Source organism: Pseudarthrobacter sp. 10T415 (assembly GCF_056394175.1).
Genome location: NZ_JBFTHJ010000002.1, coordinates 463952 through 479909, shown reverse-complemented (window position 1 = coordinate 479909; position 15958 = coordinate 463952). Strand labels below are relative to the sequence as shown.

General features: G+C 64.9%; 18 protein-coding genes. 9 read left to right on the top strand and 9 right to left on the bottom strand.

The genetic code is table 11. From position 1 onward, the window contains the following. Nucleotides 1-15: 15 nt before the first annotated feature. On the bottom strand, nucleotides 16-936 hold the full coding sequence (locus tag AC1DBN_RS05015) for a carbohydrate ABC transporter permease (protein WP_091721956.1): 921 nt from the start codon (nucleotides 934-936) through the stop codon (nucleotides 16-18). Then, a complete protein-coding gene (locus AC1DBN_RS05010) occupies nucleotides 933-1889 on the bottom strand; it encodes a carbohydrate ABC transporter permease (RefSeq protein ID WP_314213994.1) in 957 nt (318 codons plus the stop codon). The genes AC1DBN_RS05015 and AC1DBN_RS05010 overlap by 4 nt, the downstream gene beginning before the upstream one ends. A gap of 215 nt (nucleotides 1890-2104) precedes the next feature. On the opposite strand from AC1DBN_RS05010, the gene AC1DBN_RS05005 reads away from it, so the two are divergent. From AC1DBN_RS05005 to truA, 8 genes are all read left to right on the top strand, one after another. Further along, nucleotides 2105-3061, top strand: a complete 957-nt coding sequence (locus AC1DBN_RS05005) for a P1 family peptidase (RefSeq protein ID WP_091721951.1) — start codon at nucleotides 2105-2107, stop codon at nucleotides 3059-3061. A gap of 167 nt (nucleotides 3062-3228) precedes the next feature. After that, nucleotides 3229-3450 (top strand): translation initiation factor IF-1, encoded by a 222-nt coding sequence (infA, locus tag AC1DBN_RS05000; protein ID WP_009358723.1) that lies wholly within the window; start codon nucleotides 3229-3231, stop codon nucleotides 3448-3450. Between the two features lie 69 nt (nucleotides 3451-3519). Continuing rightward, the gene (rpmJ, locus tag AC1DBN_RS04995; RefSeq protein WP_009358722.1) at nucleotides 3520-3633 is read left to right on the top strand and encodes a 50S ribosomal protein L36; all 114 of its coding nucleotides are present in this window, start codon (nucleotides 3520-3522) and stop codon (nucleotides 3631-3633) included. A gap of 176 nt (nucleotides 3634-3809) precedes the next feature. Continuing rightward, on the top strand, nucleotides 3810-4184 hold the full coding sequence (gene rpsM / locus AC1DBN_RS04990) for a 30S ribosomal protein S13 (RefSeq protein ID WP_028275004.1): 375 nt from the start codon (nucleotides 3810-3812) through the stop codon (nucleotides 4182-4184). A gap of 55 nt (nucleotides 4185-4239) precedes the next feature. Then, a complete protein-coding gene (gene rpsK, locus AC1DBN_RS04985) occupies nucleotides 4240-4641 on the top strand; it encodes a 30S ribosomal protein S11 (protein WP_018769149.1) in 402 nt (133 codons plus the stop codon). Nucleotides 4642-4768: 127 nt separating this feature from the next. Next, on the top strand, nucleotides 4769-5779 hold the full coding sequence (locus AC1DBN_RS04980; RefSeq protein WP_013601812.1) for a DNA-directed RNA polymerase subunit alpha: 1011 nt from the start codon (nucleotides 4769-4771) through the stop codon (nucleotides 5777-5779). A gap of 69 nt (nucleotides 5780-5848) precedes the next feature. Next, complete coding sequence (rplQ, locus tag AC1DBN_RS04975; protein ID WP_091721948.1) at nucleotides 5849-6433, top strand: 50S ribosomal protein L17; 585 nt, start codon at nucleotides 5849-5851, stop codon at nucleotides 6431-6433. A 32-nt stretch (nucleotides 6434-6465) separates the two neighbouring features. Beyond that, nucleotides 6466-7359: a tRNA pseudouridine(38-40) synthase TruA gene (gene truA, locus AC1DBN_RS04970; protein ID WP_091721946.1), complete on the top strand. Its 894-nt coding sequence runs from the start codon at nucleotides 6466-6468 to the stop codon at nucleotides 7357-7359. Here truA and AC1DBN_RS04965 read toward each other — a convergent pair. Then, nucleotides 7356-9038 (bottom strand): sensor histidine kinase, encoded by a 1683-nt coding sequence (locus AC1DBN_RS04965; protein ID WP_477722679.1) that lies wholly within the window; start codon nucleotides 9036-9038, stop codon nucleotides 7356-7358. The genes truA and AC1DBN_RS04965 overlap by 4 nt on opposite strands. Nucleotides 9039-9295: 257 nt before the next feature. On the opposite strand from AC1DBN_RS04965, the gene AC1DBN_RS04960 reads away from it, so the two are divergent. Further along, nucleotides 9296-10090 (top strand): response regulator transcription factor, encoded by a 795-nt coding sequence (locus tag AC1DBN_RS04960; RefSeq protein WP_477722678.1) that lies wholly within the window; start codon nucleotides 9296-9298, stop codon nucleotides 10088-10090. Here the strand turns inward: AC1DBN_RS04960 and AC1DBN_RS04955 are convergent. The 6 genes from AC1DBN_RS04955 to cpaB all read right to left on the bottom strand — a co-directional run bounded on the left by AC1DBN_RS04955 (nucleotide 10087) and on the right by cpaB (nucleotide 15957). Further along, nucleotides 10087-10596: an Hpt domain-containing protein gene (locus AC1DBN_RS04955; RefSeq protein ID WP_477722677.1), complete on the bottom strand. Its 510-nt coding sequence runs from the start codon at nucleotides 10594-10596 to the stop codon at nucleotides 10087-10089. The two genes, AC1DBN_RS04960 and AC1DBN_RS04955, sit on opposite strands and share 4 nt — an antisense overlap. A gap of 92 nt (nucleotides 10597-10688) precedes the next feature. Then, nucleotides 10689-11573, bottom strand: a complete 885-nt coding sequence (locus AC1DBN_RS04950) for a type II secretion system F family protein (protein ID WP_477722676.1) — start codon at nucleotides 11571-11573, stop codon at nucleotides 10689-10691. Nucleotides 11574-11580: 7 nt separating this feature from the next. After that, nucleotides 11581-12513 (bottom strand): type II secretion system F family protein, encoded by a 933-nt coding sequence (locus AC1DBN_RS04945; RefSeq protein ID WP_477722675.1) that lies wholly within the window; start codon nucleotides 12511-12513, stop codon nucleotides 11581-11583. Beyond that, nucleotides 12513-14015, bottom strand: a complete 1503-nt coding sequence (locus tag AC1DBN_RS04940; RefSeq protein ID WP_261618696.1) for a TadA family conjugal transfer-associated ATPase — start codon at nucleotides 14013-14015, stop codon at nucleotides 12513-12515. Before AC1DBN_RS04940 ends, AC1DBN_RS04945 begins: the two co-directional genes overlap by 1 nt. Then, complete coding sequence (locus tag AC1DBN_RS04935; protein WP_477722674.1) at nucleotides 14015-15208, bottom strand: CpaE/TadZ family protein; 1194 nt, start codon at nucleotides 15206-15208, stop codon at nucleotides 14015-14017. Before AC1DBN_RS04935 ends, AC1DBN_RS04940 begins: the two co-directional genes overlap by 1 nt. Then, nucleotides 15205-15957, bottom strand: a complete 753-nt coding sequence (cpaB, locus tag AC1DBN_RS04930; RefSeq protein WP_477722673.1) for a Flp pilus assembly protein CpaB — start codon at nucleotides 15955-15957, stop codon at nucleotides 15205-15207. The genes AC1DBN_RS04935 and cpaB overlap by 4 nt, the downstream gene beginning before the upstream one ends. Nucleotide 15958 lies beyond the last annotated feature (1 nt).

The following is a 15958-nucleotide window of genomic DNA, read 5'->3' as shown; positions in this document are numbered from 1 at the left end:
ACGGCGGCCGGCGGCTTAGCCGGTCACGCTGCCCTGGGTGAGGCCCGCCACGATGTAGCGCTGCAGCGCAGCGAAGACGATCAGGATGGGGACAATGACGAGGACCGCGCCGGCCATCAGGACGCCCCACCCGGCGGCGTTGCTTTCGTTGTTCTGCAGCAAGGTCAGGCCCACCGGCAGGGTCATGGTTTCCGGCCGGTCCGTGATGATGAGTGGCCAGATGTAGTCGTTCCATTCGGTCACGATGGTCACCAGGGCTACCGTGGCGATTGAGGGAACTGACACAGGGACCACGATCTGCCAGAGCCGGCGCCAGTGCCCGGCACCGTCCATCTCGGCCGATTCCAGGATTGAGGCCGGCAGGGTCCGGAAGTGCTGGCGCAGCAGGAAGGTCCCGAACGCGGTGCCCAGGCCGGGGAGGATGATCCCCCACAGCGTGTTCTTGCCGCCGATCCCTGCAATGAGGATGAAGTTGGGCAGGATGGAAACCTGCGGCGGCACCATGAGGGCCACCAGGATCAGCAGGAAGATGAAGTTCCGGAACGGGAAGCGGACAAAGACCAGGGCGTATGCCGTCAGGATGGCCAGCAGCACCTTGATGGTGGCCCCGGCCAGGGTGACGATGGTGCTGTTCAGGAAGAACTGCCCGAACGGGACCGTGGTCATGGCGGTCCGGTAGTTCTCGAGGTTCAGGCTCTCCGGGAGGATCTTCAGGTCGGTGGTGACAATCTCGCCAGACTGTTTGAAGGAGCTGAGCACCATCCACAGCAGGGGGAGGAACACCACCAAGGTGGCGATGATCAGTGGCAGGTAGCCGCCCACTATTGTCTGGATCAGGTTGCGGCGGGAAAGCGGCCGGTCGCGGCGAAGGCCCGGGTCCGGCGCGGTGACGGCAGGGGCGGTGGGGTCCGGGCTCACCGGCGATAAGGACGTCATGAGTAGTGAACCTTTCGTTCCACGAACCGCAGCTGGAGCACCGTGATCACCAGGAGGATGGCAAACAGGACTACCGAGATGGCTGCCGAATAGCCGGCCCTGTTGTAGGCGCCGAAGGCCTGGAGGTATGCCTCGTAGATCAAAGTGCTGGTGCCGGCGCCCAGCGGCGTCATGATCCTGATCAGGTCGAAGGCCTGCAACGAGCTGAGCAACGTGGTGATGAGGAGGAAGAACGTGGTGGGCGAGAGCAGCGGCAGCGAGATGCTGACGAAGCGGCGGAAACCGTTGGCGCCATCGAGGGATGCCGCCTCCATAACTTCCGTTGGCAGGGACTGCAGCCCGGCGAGGTACACCACCGCGCAGTACCCCAGGTTCTTCCAGACGTACACGAGGATCACCATGACCAGCGACAGCTGGGGATCGTTGATCCACTGCGGGCTCTGCTGCCCGATGCCCCGGAGCAGCCAGGCCAGGACGCCGTAGCCGGGATCGAAGATGAACAGCCACACCAGGCCCACGCCAACGCCGGATAGGACGTAGGGGGCAAAGACTGCGGACCGGGCGAACGTGGTGCCCCGGATCCTGGCGTTCAAAGCCAGCGCCACCAGCAGTCCCAGGATCATGGAGCCGCCCACCGTGACCAAGGTGAACACGGCCGTGGTGCCCAGGACCTTCGGCGCATCATTGCTGGTGAAGAACGTGACGTAGTTGCCGAGCCCCACAACGGTGGCGGAGGGAGAGCCCAACGTCCAGTCCAGGGTGGAGTAGTAGATATTGCTGAACAGCGGCCGGTACGTGAACACGGCGATCAGCACCAAGTTGGGCAACGCCATGGCGAGGAAGACAAAGAAGTCGCGGCGGCTCCGGGCGGTCCACCGCCGCCGTGGGACTTTTGCTGGGCCTGGTTGCCTGCCGGGTCTGGCGGAGGGGTGCGGGGCGAGTTGACGGGTCATGCGTGTCTCTCCCGGGTTGGGAGCCTGCTTGTGGCGGGCCCTGGCTGGATCTAGGGACTACTACACCAGACCGTCAGGGCGCTGAAACCCGCCTTTGCCCTTGTGAAAGGACTGTTATCCAAGGCTTCCTCGCCCGTTAACGCTGTGTTGATTGCAGTCTCGCATAAAGTTTGCCGATGCGTCAGGGGCGCGCGACCTGAGGGGAGAATAGGGGCATGGGAGCACTTACCGATGTGCCCGGTATCCGGGTAGGCCATGTCCAGAAGACCGGCGACGGGTGGCTGACGGGAGTGACGGTGGTCCTGCCGCCCCGCGGGACCGTGGGGTCGGTGGACGTCCAGGGTGGCGGCCCGGCAACCCACGAGACAGATGCGCTGGACCCCACCACCCTGGTCCGGCAGGTGGATGCGGTGGTGTTGACCGGAGGCAGTGCCTACGGCCTGGCTTCCGCTGCAGGAGCGCAGCGCTGGTGCGAGGAGGATGGCCGCGGCTTCGCCGTTCCCGGGGGAGTGGTGCCCATCGTCCCGGCCGCCGCGATCTTCGACCTGGGCAGGGGAGGCGACTTTTCGGCGCGTCCGACGCCGGACCTGGGCTACGCGGCGGCGGCGGCTGCTGCGGGACAACCGGAAGGGCACGGCGTCGAACGCGGCAACGTGGGGGCCGGCACCGGGGCGCTCATCGGCAGGGGACAGTTCAAGGGCGGAGTCGGCACGGCTTCGGTCACTCTGGAGAACGGCGTGGTGGTCGGCGCGCTGGCTATAGTCAACGCCCTCGGGCTCCCGTTTGGCACGACGAGCACGCCGAGGGCTTCGGATGGGGGGTCGGAATCCAGCCACGGCGCCCCGCTCAACACCACCCTCATCGTGGTCGCCACCAATGCCCTGCTCGATGTGGCGGAGTGCAAACGGACTGCTGCCGCGTCCCATGCCGGGATCGCGCGGGCCCTCAATCCTTCGCACACCCTGGCTGACGGGGACACAGTATTTTGCCTCGCAACCGGAGCCGCGGCCCTGGACCGCTCGGACGAAGCCGCCCGCCAACTGAGCCTTATCACCCTGCAAGCTGCGGCAGCCGACGTCGTACGCCTGGCCATCCTGGACGGTGTGGCAAGCGCGGAACCGGTCAGCACCCCGGCGGGCGATTATGGTGCGTATGGCGGGCAGATGCGCTAGCATGGCTGGATTTAACTTTCGCTGCCAAATGGCGTAGTGTTGCTTGTTGGTTGTCTGGACTGCCACGCCCTTTTGGGCCCGCTGATGACAATCGATCCAACAAAAACGTTCGTGGCCATGCCCGGTGCAATCCGGCAGGGCTGCGGCAACAACAGTTAGCGGAGGGTATGGCCAAGAAGGACGGGGTCATTGAGATCGAAGGCGTTGTGACCGAGGCGCTGCCTAACGCGATGTTTCGCGTTGAGCTCACCAACAAGCACATCGTTCTGGCACACATCTCTGGAAAGATGCGTCAGCACTACATCAGGATCCTCCCGGAGGACCGCGTAGTGGTGGAGCTGAGCCCGTACGACCTCACCCGTGGTCGTATCGTCTACCGCTACAAGTAAATTGCTGGGCGGCTTCAGTGCGAACTGAATGCTGCTCCAGTTGACCACTGCCACACGCAAAGGAATGCCATGAAGGTCAAGCCGAGCGTCAAGCAGATCTGCGAAAAGTGCAAAGTGATCCGCCGTAACGGCCGGGTCATGGTGATCTGCGAGAACCCGCGCCACAAGCAGCGCCAGGGCTAATTTCCTTCCCTGAAGGAAACCCTGGGTTGCTTACCCACGCAAGTAAATAAAGGCAGCACAAGCTGAATTGGGACGCATGAGCCCGGACAGCTAACCCCCGGTCGGAGGCTGGGGCCGCACGGAACGTGCGGGTGTACTGCCTACGACCTCCGGTTTATTCAAGGAGCACTGCCACTATGGCTCGTCTCGCTGGCGTAGACATTCCCCGCGAAAAGCGGTTGGAAATTGCGCTTACTTACATCTACGGCGTGGGCAAGACCCGTGCACACGAAACCCTGGCTGCCACTGGCATCAGCGCTGACGTCCGCGTTAAGGACCTCACCGACGCCCAGCTGGTTGAACTGCGTGATTACATCGAGGGCAACTACAAGGTTGAGGGTGACCTTCGCCGCGAAGTAGCAGCTGATATCCGCCGCAAGGTTGAAATCGGCAGCTACGAAGGTATTCGCCACCGTAAGGGCCTGCCCGTACGCGGTCAGCGTACGAAGACCAACGCCCGTACCCGCAAGGGCCCGAAGCGCACCGTCGCAGGCAAGAAGAAGGCCCGTTAAAATCCCCGCCGGGACTAACGGACTTTCCCCCGATAACTTTCTGTAGGAGAAAAAAATGCCCCCAAAGACTCGTGGCGCGGTTCGCAAGCCGCGTAAGAAGGACAAAAAGAATATCGCGCTGGGCCAGGCGCACATCAAGAGCACGTTCAACAACACCATCGTTTCCATCACGGATCCGAACGGTGCTGTTATTTCTTGGGCTTCCTCAGGTGAGGTTGGCTTCAAGGGCTCGCGTAAGTCCACCCCGTTCGCTGCCCAGATGGCTGCCGAAGCCGCTGCTAAGCGTGCGCAGGAGCACGGCATGCGCAAGGTTGACGTTTTCGTGAAGGGTCCGGGTTCCGGACGCGAAACCGCCATCCGTTCGCTGCAGGCCGCTGGCCTCGAGGTTGGCTCCATCCAGGACGTCACCCCCGCAGCCCACAACGGCTGCCGCCCGCCGAAGCGCCGCCGCGTCTAAGTCTTCCTGCCGCAGAGCTTGCCCGGACCAGCAATGGGCCGGGCAAGCCCAGCGCGTTAAGTCTCAGACCGAATTTCCACCACCTGTGTTGCGTCATATAGCGGATGCTCGCCGAAAGGAAACCTAAGTGCTCATTGCACAGCGCCCCACCCTCTCCGAAGAGGTAGTCTCCGAAAACCGCTCGCGGTTCATCATCGAACCGCTGGAACCGGGCTTCGGCTACACCCTCGGTAACTCCCTCCGCCGTACCCTGCTTTCTTCCATCCCCGGTGCCGCTGTAACCAGCATCCGGATTGATGGCGTGCTGCACGAGTTCACCACGGTTCCCGGTGTCAAGGAGGATGTCACTGAGATCATCCTGAACATCAAGAGCCTGTCGGTTTCCTCCGAGCACGACGAGCCTGTTGTGGCTTACCTGCGCAAGCAGGGCCCCGGAGTCGTCACCGCCGCGGACATCGCTCCGCCGGCCGGCGTCGAATTCCACAACCCGGATCTGCACATTGCCACGCTGAACTCGAAGGGCAAGTTCGAACTCGAACTGACCATCGAGCGCGGCCGCGGCTACGTTTCGGCAGCTCAGAACAAGTCCGGCGACGCAGAAATCGGCCGTATCCCGGTCGACTCCATCTACTCGCCGGTTCTGAAGGTTACTTTCCGCGTGGAAGCAACCCGTGTTGAGCAGCGCACCGACTTCGACAAGCTGATTGTCGACGTCGAGACCAAGCAGGCCATCGCCCCGCGCGATGCTGTTGCTTCCGCAGGTACCACCCTGGTGGAACTGTTCGGTCTGGCCCGTGAGCTGAACACCGCAGCTGAAGGTATCGAGATCGGCCCGTCGCCCACCGACGCTGCCCTGGCAGCCGACATGGCACTGCCGATCGAGGATCTGGACCTCACGGTCCGTTCCTACAACTGCCTCAAGCGTGAGGGCATCCACACCGTGGGTGAACTCGTTGCCCGCTCCGAGGCTGACCTGATGGACATCCGTAACTTCGGTGCGAAGTCCATTGACGAGGTCAAGGCAAAGCTGGTTGAACTGGGCCTGTCCCTCAAGGACTCGCCTCCCGGTTTTGACCTCGCAGCACGCGCCGCAGCAATCGAAGAGGACGACGCCGCCTTCGGCGACGACGAACTCTAAACCAGACCTTGGCCGGCGGGCAGCACCACGGTGTGCCGCCCAACGGCTTCCACATGAGGAGAAACAATTATGCCTACCCCCACTAAGGGTCCGCGCCTCGGCGGCGGCCCGGCTCACGAGCGCCTCATGCTCGCGAACCTGGCAGCAGCACTGTTCGAGCACAAGCGGATCACCACCACGGTAACCAAGGCCAAGCGCCTGAAGCCGTACGCAGAGCGCCTGGTCACCTTCGCCAAGCGCGGCGACCTCGCTTCCCGCCGCCGGGTTCTCGGCCTGATCAGCAACAAGGGCATTGTCCACGAGCTGTTCACCGACATCGCCCAGGCAGTGGAGAACCGCGACGGCGGCTACACCCGCATCACCAAGATCGGCAACCGCAAGGGCGACAACGCTCCCATGGCTGTCATCGAACTGGTTCTCGAGCCGGTTTCCGCCAAGCAGGCCGTAGTAGCCGAGGCTACCCAGGCTGCTGCCAAGGCTGCTCCGGCCGCCGAGGAAGCTCCCGCTGAAGAGGCTCCGGCCGCTGAGGAAGCTGCTGCAACCGAAGAAGCTGCTGCTCCTTCTGCTGAAGCCGACGAAGCTGCAGCCGAAGAGGCTCCGGCCGCTGAGGAAGCTGCCGAGGCTCCTGCAGCCGAGGAGAAGGACGCGAAGTAATTCGCTGATTCTCTTCGCATAGACTTAGGTCTGTGAACCACCAAAAACCCGCGGCCCCCGTTTCAGGGGGCGGCGGGTTTTTGCGTATCCGGGTAGACCTGTCGTACGACGGCGGCCCCTTCAGCGGGTGGGCCCTCCAGCCGGGACGCCGCACGGTCCAGGGCGCGCTCGAAGAGGCCCTTGAACTGCTGGTCCGGCGTCCCATTCGGGTGACCGTCGCCGGCCGGACCGATGCCGGTGTTCACGCCCGTGGCCAGGTGGTGCACCTGGACCTCGCGGACAGCGAGTGGCACGGGATGGCCCGCGGGCAGGAACTCGATCCCGCGGTTGCGATGACCCGCAGGCTTCGCGGAGCACTGAACCGCGTGCTGGGAGACCTGACCGGCGCCGTGCAGGTCCGCGGCATCACACCCGCACTGCCGGGTTTCGATGCGCGCTTCTCCGCTCTTTGGCGCCGCTACAGCTACCGGATCGCTGATGGCCCGGCGCTGTGGGATCCGCTGGAGCGCGCCTTCACGCTGTGGCACAAGAGTCCGCTGGACGTGGAGTTGCTGAACCAGGGGGCCTCGCGGCTGCTGGGACTGCAGAACTTCCTGTCCTTCTGCAAGCCCCGTGAGGGTGCCACCACCATCAGGGAACTGCAGCGTTTCGAATTTGCCCGCGCTGAAGACGGTGCCATCGTGGCCACAGTGCAGGCGGACGCCTTCTGCCACAACATGGTCCGGGCCCTGATCGGCTCGGCCCTGTACGTGGGGGAGGGCGCCGTGGAACCCGGGTGGCTGTACGAGCGCCTGCTGGCACAGAAGCGCGACGCCAAGTCCGTCCTGGCCGCCCCGCACCCGCTGGTGTTCGAGGAAGTGGCCTACCCGTCAGCCAGTGAACTGCTGGCCCGTGCCGAACTCACCCGGGCACGGCGGGAACACTAAACCGCCGGTTCCTGGAACGCTGCCGCTGGTCCATCCGCCGGCAGGGTGAGCGTGAACGTACTTCCCTCGCCCTTGGCGCTCTCGCAGGAGATGGTTCCGCCGTGCCCTTCGACGATCATCTTCGTGATGGACAATCCCAGCCCGGCGCCCGCGATGGATGCGCTGCGCGCGGCTTCGGTGCGGAAGAAGCGCTGGAAGACCCGCGCCGAGTCCACTGCGCCAAGGCCCATCCCGGTGTCGCTGACGCTGAGCTGCACCCAGCGGCTGCCGGCCTGTGCGCGGATACTGATCCTGCCGCCGTCGGGCGAGTATTTGATGGCGTTGGACACGAGGTTGTCCAGCGCCTGGCCGATGCGCAGGGGGTCGGCGTAGGCCCACAGCGGTGCCGGTACGTCAGCAGCGAGTTCGATGCCGGACTGATCCGCCAGGGCCTGGGCGGAGCCGATGCTGGTTTCCACCACGCTGGCCAGGTCCGTCCGTTTCGGGTGGACGTTCAGTGCGGTGGACGCCGTGGCGGAAAGGTCCGACACGAGGGCGAGCAGCCGCTCGGAGTTCCGTTGCACCACTTCCAGCCGACGGATCAGGTGGGGCGGAAGGGCAGCGACCTCGTCCAGGACCAGGTCGACGTTGCCGATGATGGAGTTCAGCGGTGACTTGAACTCGTGCGACACGTTGGAAACCAGCTCCTGGTTCGCGGCCAGGGCCTCCACCCAGCCCGTCACGTCGTTGTACACCACCACGGCACCGGTGAGCCGGCCGTCCTCGGCCACCAGCGGCCGGGCAGCGGTGGACACCGCCCGCTGCTCTTGGCCCTCCCCGGCCCACACGAGGTAGTCGGAAAAGGATTCGCCGGCGATGGCCCTGCTGATGGGGCGCCTGTCTGCCGGCAGCAGCGTGGTCTTGTCCTGGCCAAAGACCAGCTGTTTGCCCTGCCCGGCAACGGCGTCGTCCGCGCCCGTTACCCGGCGGAAGGTCCGCTGCCGGTTGTTGGAGACCAGGAACTTCCCTGAACGGTCGACGGCGGCGATCCCCACGTCCGTAGCGTCCAGTACCGTCTGGAGCAGCTCCTCCCGTTCCCGGCTCTGGCGCAGCAGCGACCGCAGCTCAGCGTCCTTCCTGGCCAGCTCGCGTTGCTGGACCCGCAGCCCGGAACTGGCGAACCGGATGGCCAGGGACACGGCCAGCATCATCAGGGGGAACAGGATTACCGTGGGGATGTCCGCCGCCGTCCAGTGCGGCAGCCTTTCCAAAGCAGAGGGAAGCATGATGAACAGCGGTCCGGCAAAGCTGAGTATCAGCCCGCTGCGGGCCAGCATGCCGGAGGCGGAGAGCCAGATCACCGGGAACACCACCAGGACCGCCAGGCCTGGCAGCAGGGGTGCGGCACCGTTGCGCAGCAAACCGACGGCGGCAAAGTCCAGGACAGGGATCAGCAGGTACGGCCGATGCTCGAGGCGTTCCCAGGGAACCAGGAAGCAGGCAAGGAAAAGAAGCGCGTGCAGGGCAATGCCTGCCATGAAGAGCGTGCTGTGCAGCAGCACCGGCCAGGCGAACGGTGTGGCAACTGCGAGTGCGGCCACCAACAGCGTCAGCGGCAACTGGCACAACACCACCTGTGAACGGGTCCCCAATCCCCGGAAGAAGCGCGCAGGTCCTCGCTGGAAAAGGGAATCAGCCATAAAGGGTGTTCAGGCTCCCCTCGATTACCGTCCCGGCACGGGCACGATGCGCCGTCGAATTCCGTCCGCCCACTCTTACTCACGCCCTTTCAAACCGGTAATGCACACGTCCTGTCATAATAATTGACTTTGGAATACCAGTATTGAAGGGGATGTCATCAGCCGGACTTACTAGTAGCGTATAAATGGTTGGAGCGGGTGTGGCATTGGCGCTGGGCCGATGAGGGGGGCCATCTCCGCCTGGCTCAGGGACAGTAATGGACGACGAACTAGGTGTGGCTGTAGTAATCGAAGATGATGCGGATGTGCGGAACCTCCTGGAGGGGGTTCTTAGCCAGGCCGGCTTCGAGGTGCATACGGCAAATGACGGGCGTGCCGGGGTTGAAGTGGTCCGCAGCAAGCAGGCCAGCGTGGTCACGCTGGACATCGGCTTGCCGGATATCGACGGATTTGAAGTCCTCCGCCGCATCCGGCATTTCAGTAACGCATACGTGGTCATGCTGACCGGCAGGACTGAGGAACCGGACCTGCTCTCCGCACTGAATGCCGGGGCGGATGACTACATCGCGAAGCCGTTCAGGCCCAGGGAACTGAGGGCCCGGGTGACGGCCATGATGCGCAGGCCGCGGCACGAGATCGGTGTACAAAGATCGGCTCCGACCGTGTGGGCACCCCCTGCCGTTGCCCCAGTGACGCATCAGCAGAACTCCGCGGCCTTCCAGCACAACGGGCTGGTCTTGAACACCCGCACCCGCACCGTGGAGGTTGACGGTGGACAACTGGCCCTCACCCGCAGTGAATTCGACCTGCTGCATGTGCTGCTGAAGGGCGGCGGCGCCGTATGCACGCGGCCGGACCTGGTCCGGGCGGTACGCGGGGAGTACTACGACGAGGACGCCTACATCAGCGAATCGGACGAACGCGCCGTCGAGGTCCACATCGGAAACCTGCGCCGGAAGCTGAAGGAGGACCAGGTGGCACCCCGGTGGCTGCAGACAGTCCGCGGGGTTGGCTACCGGCTGGCGCCCGCCAGGCAGCCCGGGCAGTCCTAGCCGGTCTCCAGGATGTAGGTGCTGCGGAGTTCCGTGACGGTCAGGCTGCCGTCCTGGGCAACCCGTTCCATCAGCACCTTGCCCTGGCCGAAGTCGCCGCTGCGGATCATCGTCTCCAGCAGCTCAGCCAACTTGGCAAGGCGCAGCCCGCCCACCATGGCCGAGCTGATCTTCAAGCTGATGGCGGCGTCCAGTGCTGAGTCGCCGTCGTGCCGGTGGACTGCGGCTGCAAGGCGGGTATAGCGCTCGTCCCACATGGCGGCGTAATCCCTGGCGAAGCGCTGGGCCATGCCCGTACCCGCGAGTTCATCCTCGAGTTCCTCCAGTACGGCGGCGTCAACGAGAGGCAAGAGCCCCAACGCTTCCTGGGCAGGCGCCGGCTGTCTTGGCGGGCTCATATCCGGGGAAGTGCGCCCGCCGTCGGTGACCCGGTCCGCGGGGATCCCGGCGGGCAGCGGACCCGTAGCGGGGCCTCCTGCGCTGGAGCCGGAATCGTGACTGTGCATTGTTCAAGGCTACTTCCTGGAATTCTTGCGGTGTTCTATTTCAGCTGATCCTGTGTAAACCTTGCGTGATCCTTCAGCAGATCCCAAGGCAGCTATTGCCCGGTAAAGGTGACCACCGTGTTAATGACGGCAGGCCCCAGGATGGCGATGAAAAGGACCGGGAAAATGAAGAAGAGCAGCGGGAACAGGATCATCACGGGCAGTTTCATGGCCTTTTCCTCGGCACGCTGGCGCCTTTTGACCCGCATGACCTTGGCCTGCACACGCAGTACCCTGCTGATGGCAATGCCGTAGGTGTCCGCCTGCACCACCGCCTGCACGAAACTGCGAAGCTCGGGAATGTTGGTCCGCGCCGCCAGCGCCGTGTAGGACTCGCGGCGGCTGCGTCCCACCTGCATGTCCTGCAGGGTGCGGACCAGTTCCTCGGCCAACGGGCCCTTGCCGTTATCGCCGGCCCTTGCCATAGCCCCCTCAAAACCGAGGCCCGCTTCCACCGAGATGAGCATCTGGTCCAGCGTGTTGGCCAGTTCCAGCTGCATGGTCTTCTGGCGCTCCTGGCCCTTGCTGTACAGGAGGAGGTCCGGGATGAAGTAACCCAGGAACAGGACAAAGAGACCGGCCAGCTTCATCAGGGGAGTGCTGCCAATGGCCGTCAGGTAGAGGCCGAGACCCAATGCGGCCAGTCCCAGTGCGAGCTTGGAACCAAGGACCTTGCCCAGCGGCATGGATGCCGGGCGGCCGGCCAGTGCGAGCAGCCGGTCGAGGAAGGCCACATACGTGGGGGGAGTCAGGCGCCTGCCGATCGCTTCCAAGAGGGCGGGTTTGTAATCCGCGGCCGTTGCGGTGGGTGCCGCGCCGCGGGACAGCAGGTTGGTGACGGCAGCACGGCCCTGCCGGTCGGCCGTGAGGAGGGACCAGGCGACGGCGCCGAGAGGGACGCAGACTAGAAATAGGGAGAGAAGGACTGTCAGATTCATGGCTTCCTCAGAACTTCAGGTCGATGATCTTGCGCATCCACAGTGCGCCGATGGTCATCAGGACAAAGGAGGCGACGATCATGGCCCACCCGAGCGGGTGCGTGAACATGGAGTTCATGTAGGTGGGGCTGACGGCGAGCAGCATGGCCACGATCCCGAACGGCATGGCGATCAGGATGTACGCGGAGAACTTGCCTTCGGCGGCCAGCGCCTTGATGTGGCCCTTGATCTCGGCGCGCTCGCGGATGGTTTCGTTGACCTGGTCCAGGACGTCCGCCAGGTTGCCTCCTACCTCCCGGTTGATCTGGATGGCCTGCGAGATCCAGACGAAGTCCTCGTTCTTCATCCGGTCTGCGGTGTCGTTGAGTGCTGCCAGCAGGTCCCGGCCCAGGCTGGTTTCGGTGATGACCCGCCGCATCTCCTCCGACGTGGGTTTCTGCGATTCCGCGGCAGCGGCGTCGATGGCGCGCAGGATGCTGTGCCCGGCCCGCAGGCCGCCTGAAAGGAGTTGGAGGGTGTCGCCCAGCTGCCCGTCGAAGGCCGCACGGCGCTTGCCGGCGAGGAAACCAAGCACCAGCTTGCCCACAAACGGGGCGAGGAGAGCCAGAAGGAGTCCCACCAGGGGGTTGAGGGTCACCGTCCCCACCAGCATGCCGACGCCGGCGCCGATACCCACCAGTAGGAAGAACTCGGCCTGGCTCAGGCGAAGGCCCGCGTTCTCGAGCTGGGGGCGGGAGAACAAGGTGATGTTCCGTCCGGCAAGGAGGCGTTCAAAGGAACGGACGGCGGAAAGTGCGAACCTGGTCAGGGAGGACGGCGGCTCGGGTTCGAACGGACGACGGCGGTCCAGCGGCACGGTGGGGGCGCTCGGCAGGAGCACGGCGACACCGAGCAGGCAGATGGCTGCCAGCAGGATGACGGCGCCAATGGCGAGAATCATCAGTGCCCCCCTGGCTTCTCGGTACCAGTGAGCGGCCCGGCGAAAACCGCGGGGGATACGTGGATGCCGAGGTCCTCGAACCGGTCAATGAAACGTGGCCGGATTCCGGTGGCGACAGGCTTACCCAGGAAGCGGCCCTGCGCGTCGACGCCGGCGGAGTAGTCGAAGACGAAGGCGTCCTGGAGGGTGACGATGTCGCCTTCCATGCCCTGCACCTCCGTGACATGGGTGATGCGGCGGGACCCGTCACGCATGCGGGAGATCTGGACGATCAGGTTCACGGCGGAGGCAATCTGTTCCCGGATGGCGCGCAGCGGCAGGTCCATGCCGGCCATCAGCACCAGGGTTTCCAGGCGGGCCACGGCGTCGCGGGGGGAGTTGGAGTGCACGGTGGAGAGGGACCCGTCGTGGCCGGTGTTCATGGCCTGGAGCATGTCCAGCGATTCGCCGCCGCGGACCTCGCCCACCACAATCCGGTCCGGGCGCATGCGCAGTGAGTTCCGGAGCAGTTCGCGGATGGTGACTTCGCCCTTGCCCTCGGTATTCGGCGGCCGGCTTTCGAGGCGGACCACGTGCTGCTGCTGGATCTGCAGTTCCACCGCGTCCTCGATGGTGACAATGCGCTCATCGGCAGGCAGGAAGGAGGACAGGACGTTCAGGAGGGTGGTCTTGCCGGTGCCGGTGCCGCCGGAGACGATGATGTTCAGCTTCGCCTTCACGCAGGCGTTGAGCAGTTCGGCCATTTCCGGGGTGAGGGTGCCGAAGTCGATGAGGTTGCGGACCGTCAGCGGAACCTTGCTGAACTTTCGGATGGTCAGCGATGAGCCGCCAACTGCGAGCGGAGGGATGACGGCGTTCACGCGGGAGCCGTCCTCCAGGCGGGCGTCCACCAGCGGGGACGACTCGTCGATGCGGCGGCCCACTCTGGACACGATCCGTTCGATGACTTTGCGCAGGTGGTCTTCCGAGCTGAACCGGTAGTCCGTGAGGGTCAGCCGGCCGCCGCGTTCCACGTAGATCTGGTCCATGCGGTTGACCATGATCTCGGTGACGGCGGGATCGTCGAGGAGGCGCTGGAGGGGGCCGTAGCCGAGGACGTCGTCGGCAACGTCGCGGACCAGTCGCGTGCGTTCCTCAGGGGTCAGCGGCACCTGTTCGGCGTCGACGATGCGGGTCAGCTCTTCCTTGGCGGTGCTGCGGAGCTCCTGTTCCGTGACGGCGGCGTCGTTGAACCGTGTGCCCATCCGTTCGAAAAGGGCGGTGGCCGCCCGGAGCTTCATGGCTGCGAAGACGTCCACGCCAGGTGCCTTGGGCCCCTGCTGTGCTTCGGCGTCGTGCGTTGAAGGCACGACGGCGGCTGGTTGGGGAAGGTGTGCATGCGCCGTCGGGACCGCTGGACGAATGGGCTCGACGACGGCGGCGGGCCGGTCGAGCACGGCCGTGCCCGCACTCGGAGACTCACTGCGGTTCTGGACCGCGCTGATGCGTTCGGAGAGTTTCATCAGATGACCACCCTTCGGTGAAGCTTGCGCTGGGTCTGCGTGCGCCAGGCCGGGTTGAACCGCTCCACCAGCTGGCGGAGGCTCTTCACGGCCGGGTCTTTCCTGGATTCCTGCAGGACTGGGATGCCGCGGTTGGTGGACAGGGCGATGGCGCGGGAGCGGGGGACGCTGACATCCACGGGCGCGCCAATGGTGGATTCCACGTCCTGGACGTTGAGGCCGGCCTTGGCGTCGGCCATGTTCAGCACGACGTGGCGGGATTCAGGCATGATCTCGAGCTGGCGGAGGACTTCCAGGCCGGAGCGGAGGCCGCGGAGGCTGGGGATGTCCATGGCGCTGACCCACACCACATCGGTGCACTGTTCCATGGCGGCGAGGCCGATCTCGGGCAGGCCGGGGGCGGTGTCCAGGATGACGTACTGGAACTCCTGGGCCAGCTGTTCGAGCAGGCGGCTGATGTGGTCCGGCGTGATGTGGTCCGCGTCCACGGGATTCGGCGGAGCGCACAGGGCGTAAATGTCGGCGGGGTGCACGGTGAGGAAAGCTTTCAGGACCAGGGAGTCCTGGGCAGCGGCCGGGGTGACGGCATCCGTGACGGTGTGCTCCGGGTTGAGGTAGAGTCCGGAGGCGACGTCGCCGAACTGGAGGTCCAGGTCCACGATCACCACGCGCATGGGCGCGATCTGGCCCAGGCCGATGGCGATGTTGGTGGCCAGGGTGGTTTTGCCCACGCCGCCCTTGGGCGAGAAGACGCCGATGACCAGGCCCTTTCCGTTTTCTTTTTGCGGCGTTTCCGGGCTGCGGTGGCGGGTGGCGAACGACTGGCAGGCGCGCTCCAGCAGGACCCGGATTTCGGCGGGGTCCGCCTGCGGACTGATGATGTCGCGGATGCCGGCCCGCATGGCATGCAGGAGCAGGGCCGGGTCCACGTCGCTGATCAGCACCAGGCTGAGGCCGGGGAGCTGGACATCGAAGACCTTGGCGAACCGGAGTGCTTCTTCGTAGGGGACGTCCGGGCCGATGATGAGTACCTCGGGCTGCTCCTGGTTGAGGAGGGCGAACAGTTCCGCCGGGCCGGCGGGGAGGATGTCGCTGGCGATGGTCTGCACGGTGCCACGGAGGCCGTGCGCGACGGCGGCGCGCAACTTCTGGTCGAAGTCGCCGCTGGGGGAGAGGAGGACGAAGCGGCTCATTTGTAAACCACTTCTTTCCGTTCGGTCCGGGGGCCGCTGTCCTGGGCGTCTATGGGTTCTTTTGTGAGCCAGAGGCTGCCGTTGATGGAGGTGAAGATGATCTTGCTGGCGTCCACGTCATTGACGGCGACGGTGAGCATGAGGGATCCTTCGGGCAGGGTGGTGTCCTGCGGGTTGGTGCCGTCTTCCGTTTTTGCGGCGCTCGCCTGCGGGGCGCGTTGCACGGCGGTGACCAAGACTTTCCGGAGAGTGAGCTGGGTGGTGGCGTCCTCCAGCTTTGCCTTGTAGGCGCCGTTCTCAAAGTTCAGGGCTATGCCAACGTGGTCGCCCACGTTGATCCGGCCGCCGGCCACGCGCTGCGGTTCCAGTTGGAACGAGACCTCCTGCAGGCCGGCGGGGACTTCCACACCACCTTCCTTCTTCACGTCTTCCGGCGCCACGAGGCGTTCGGCGAGCAACTGCTCGCCGGGGACCAGGTCCACAGCGGCGACCGTTCCGCCCTTGCTGTCCAGGGATGTCAGGGCGGTGGAGGCGATTCCGGCGGCGGGAACGTCCTGGATGACGAGTGAGGAGGCCATGTCGTTCACCGGGGTCCCAGCTGGGATGGCCTTTTCGACGACCAGGACCTTTCGTGGATTCGTGGTGGCCATGGCCCGCGCGTCGGCTCCGTTGGCGTAGACGACGATGAGGAGGGCGCCCACGAGCGCCAGGGCAACGGCGGCCGTTCCGGCGAGCAGGCGAGACTTCACA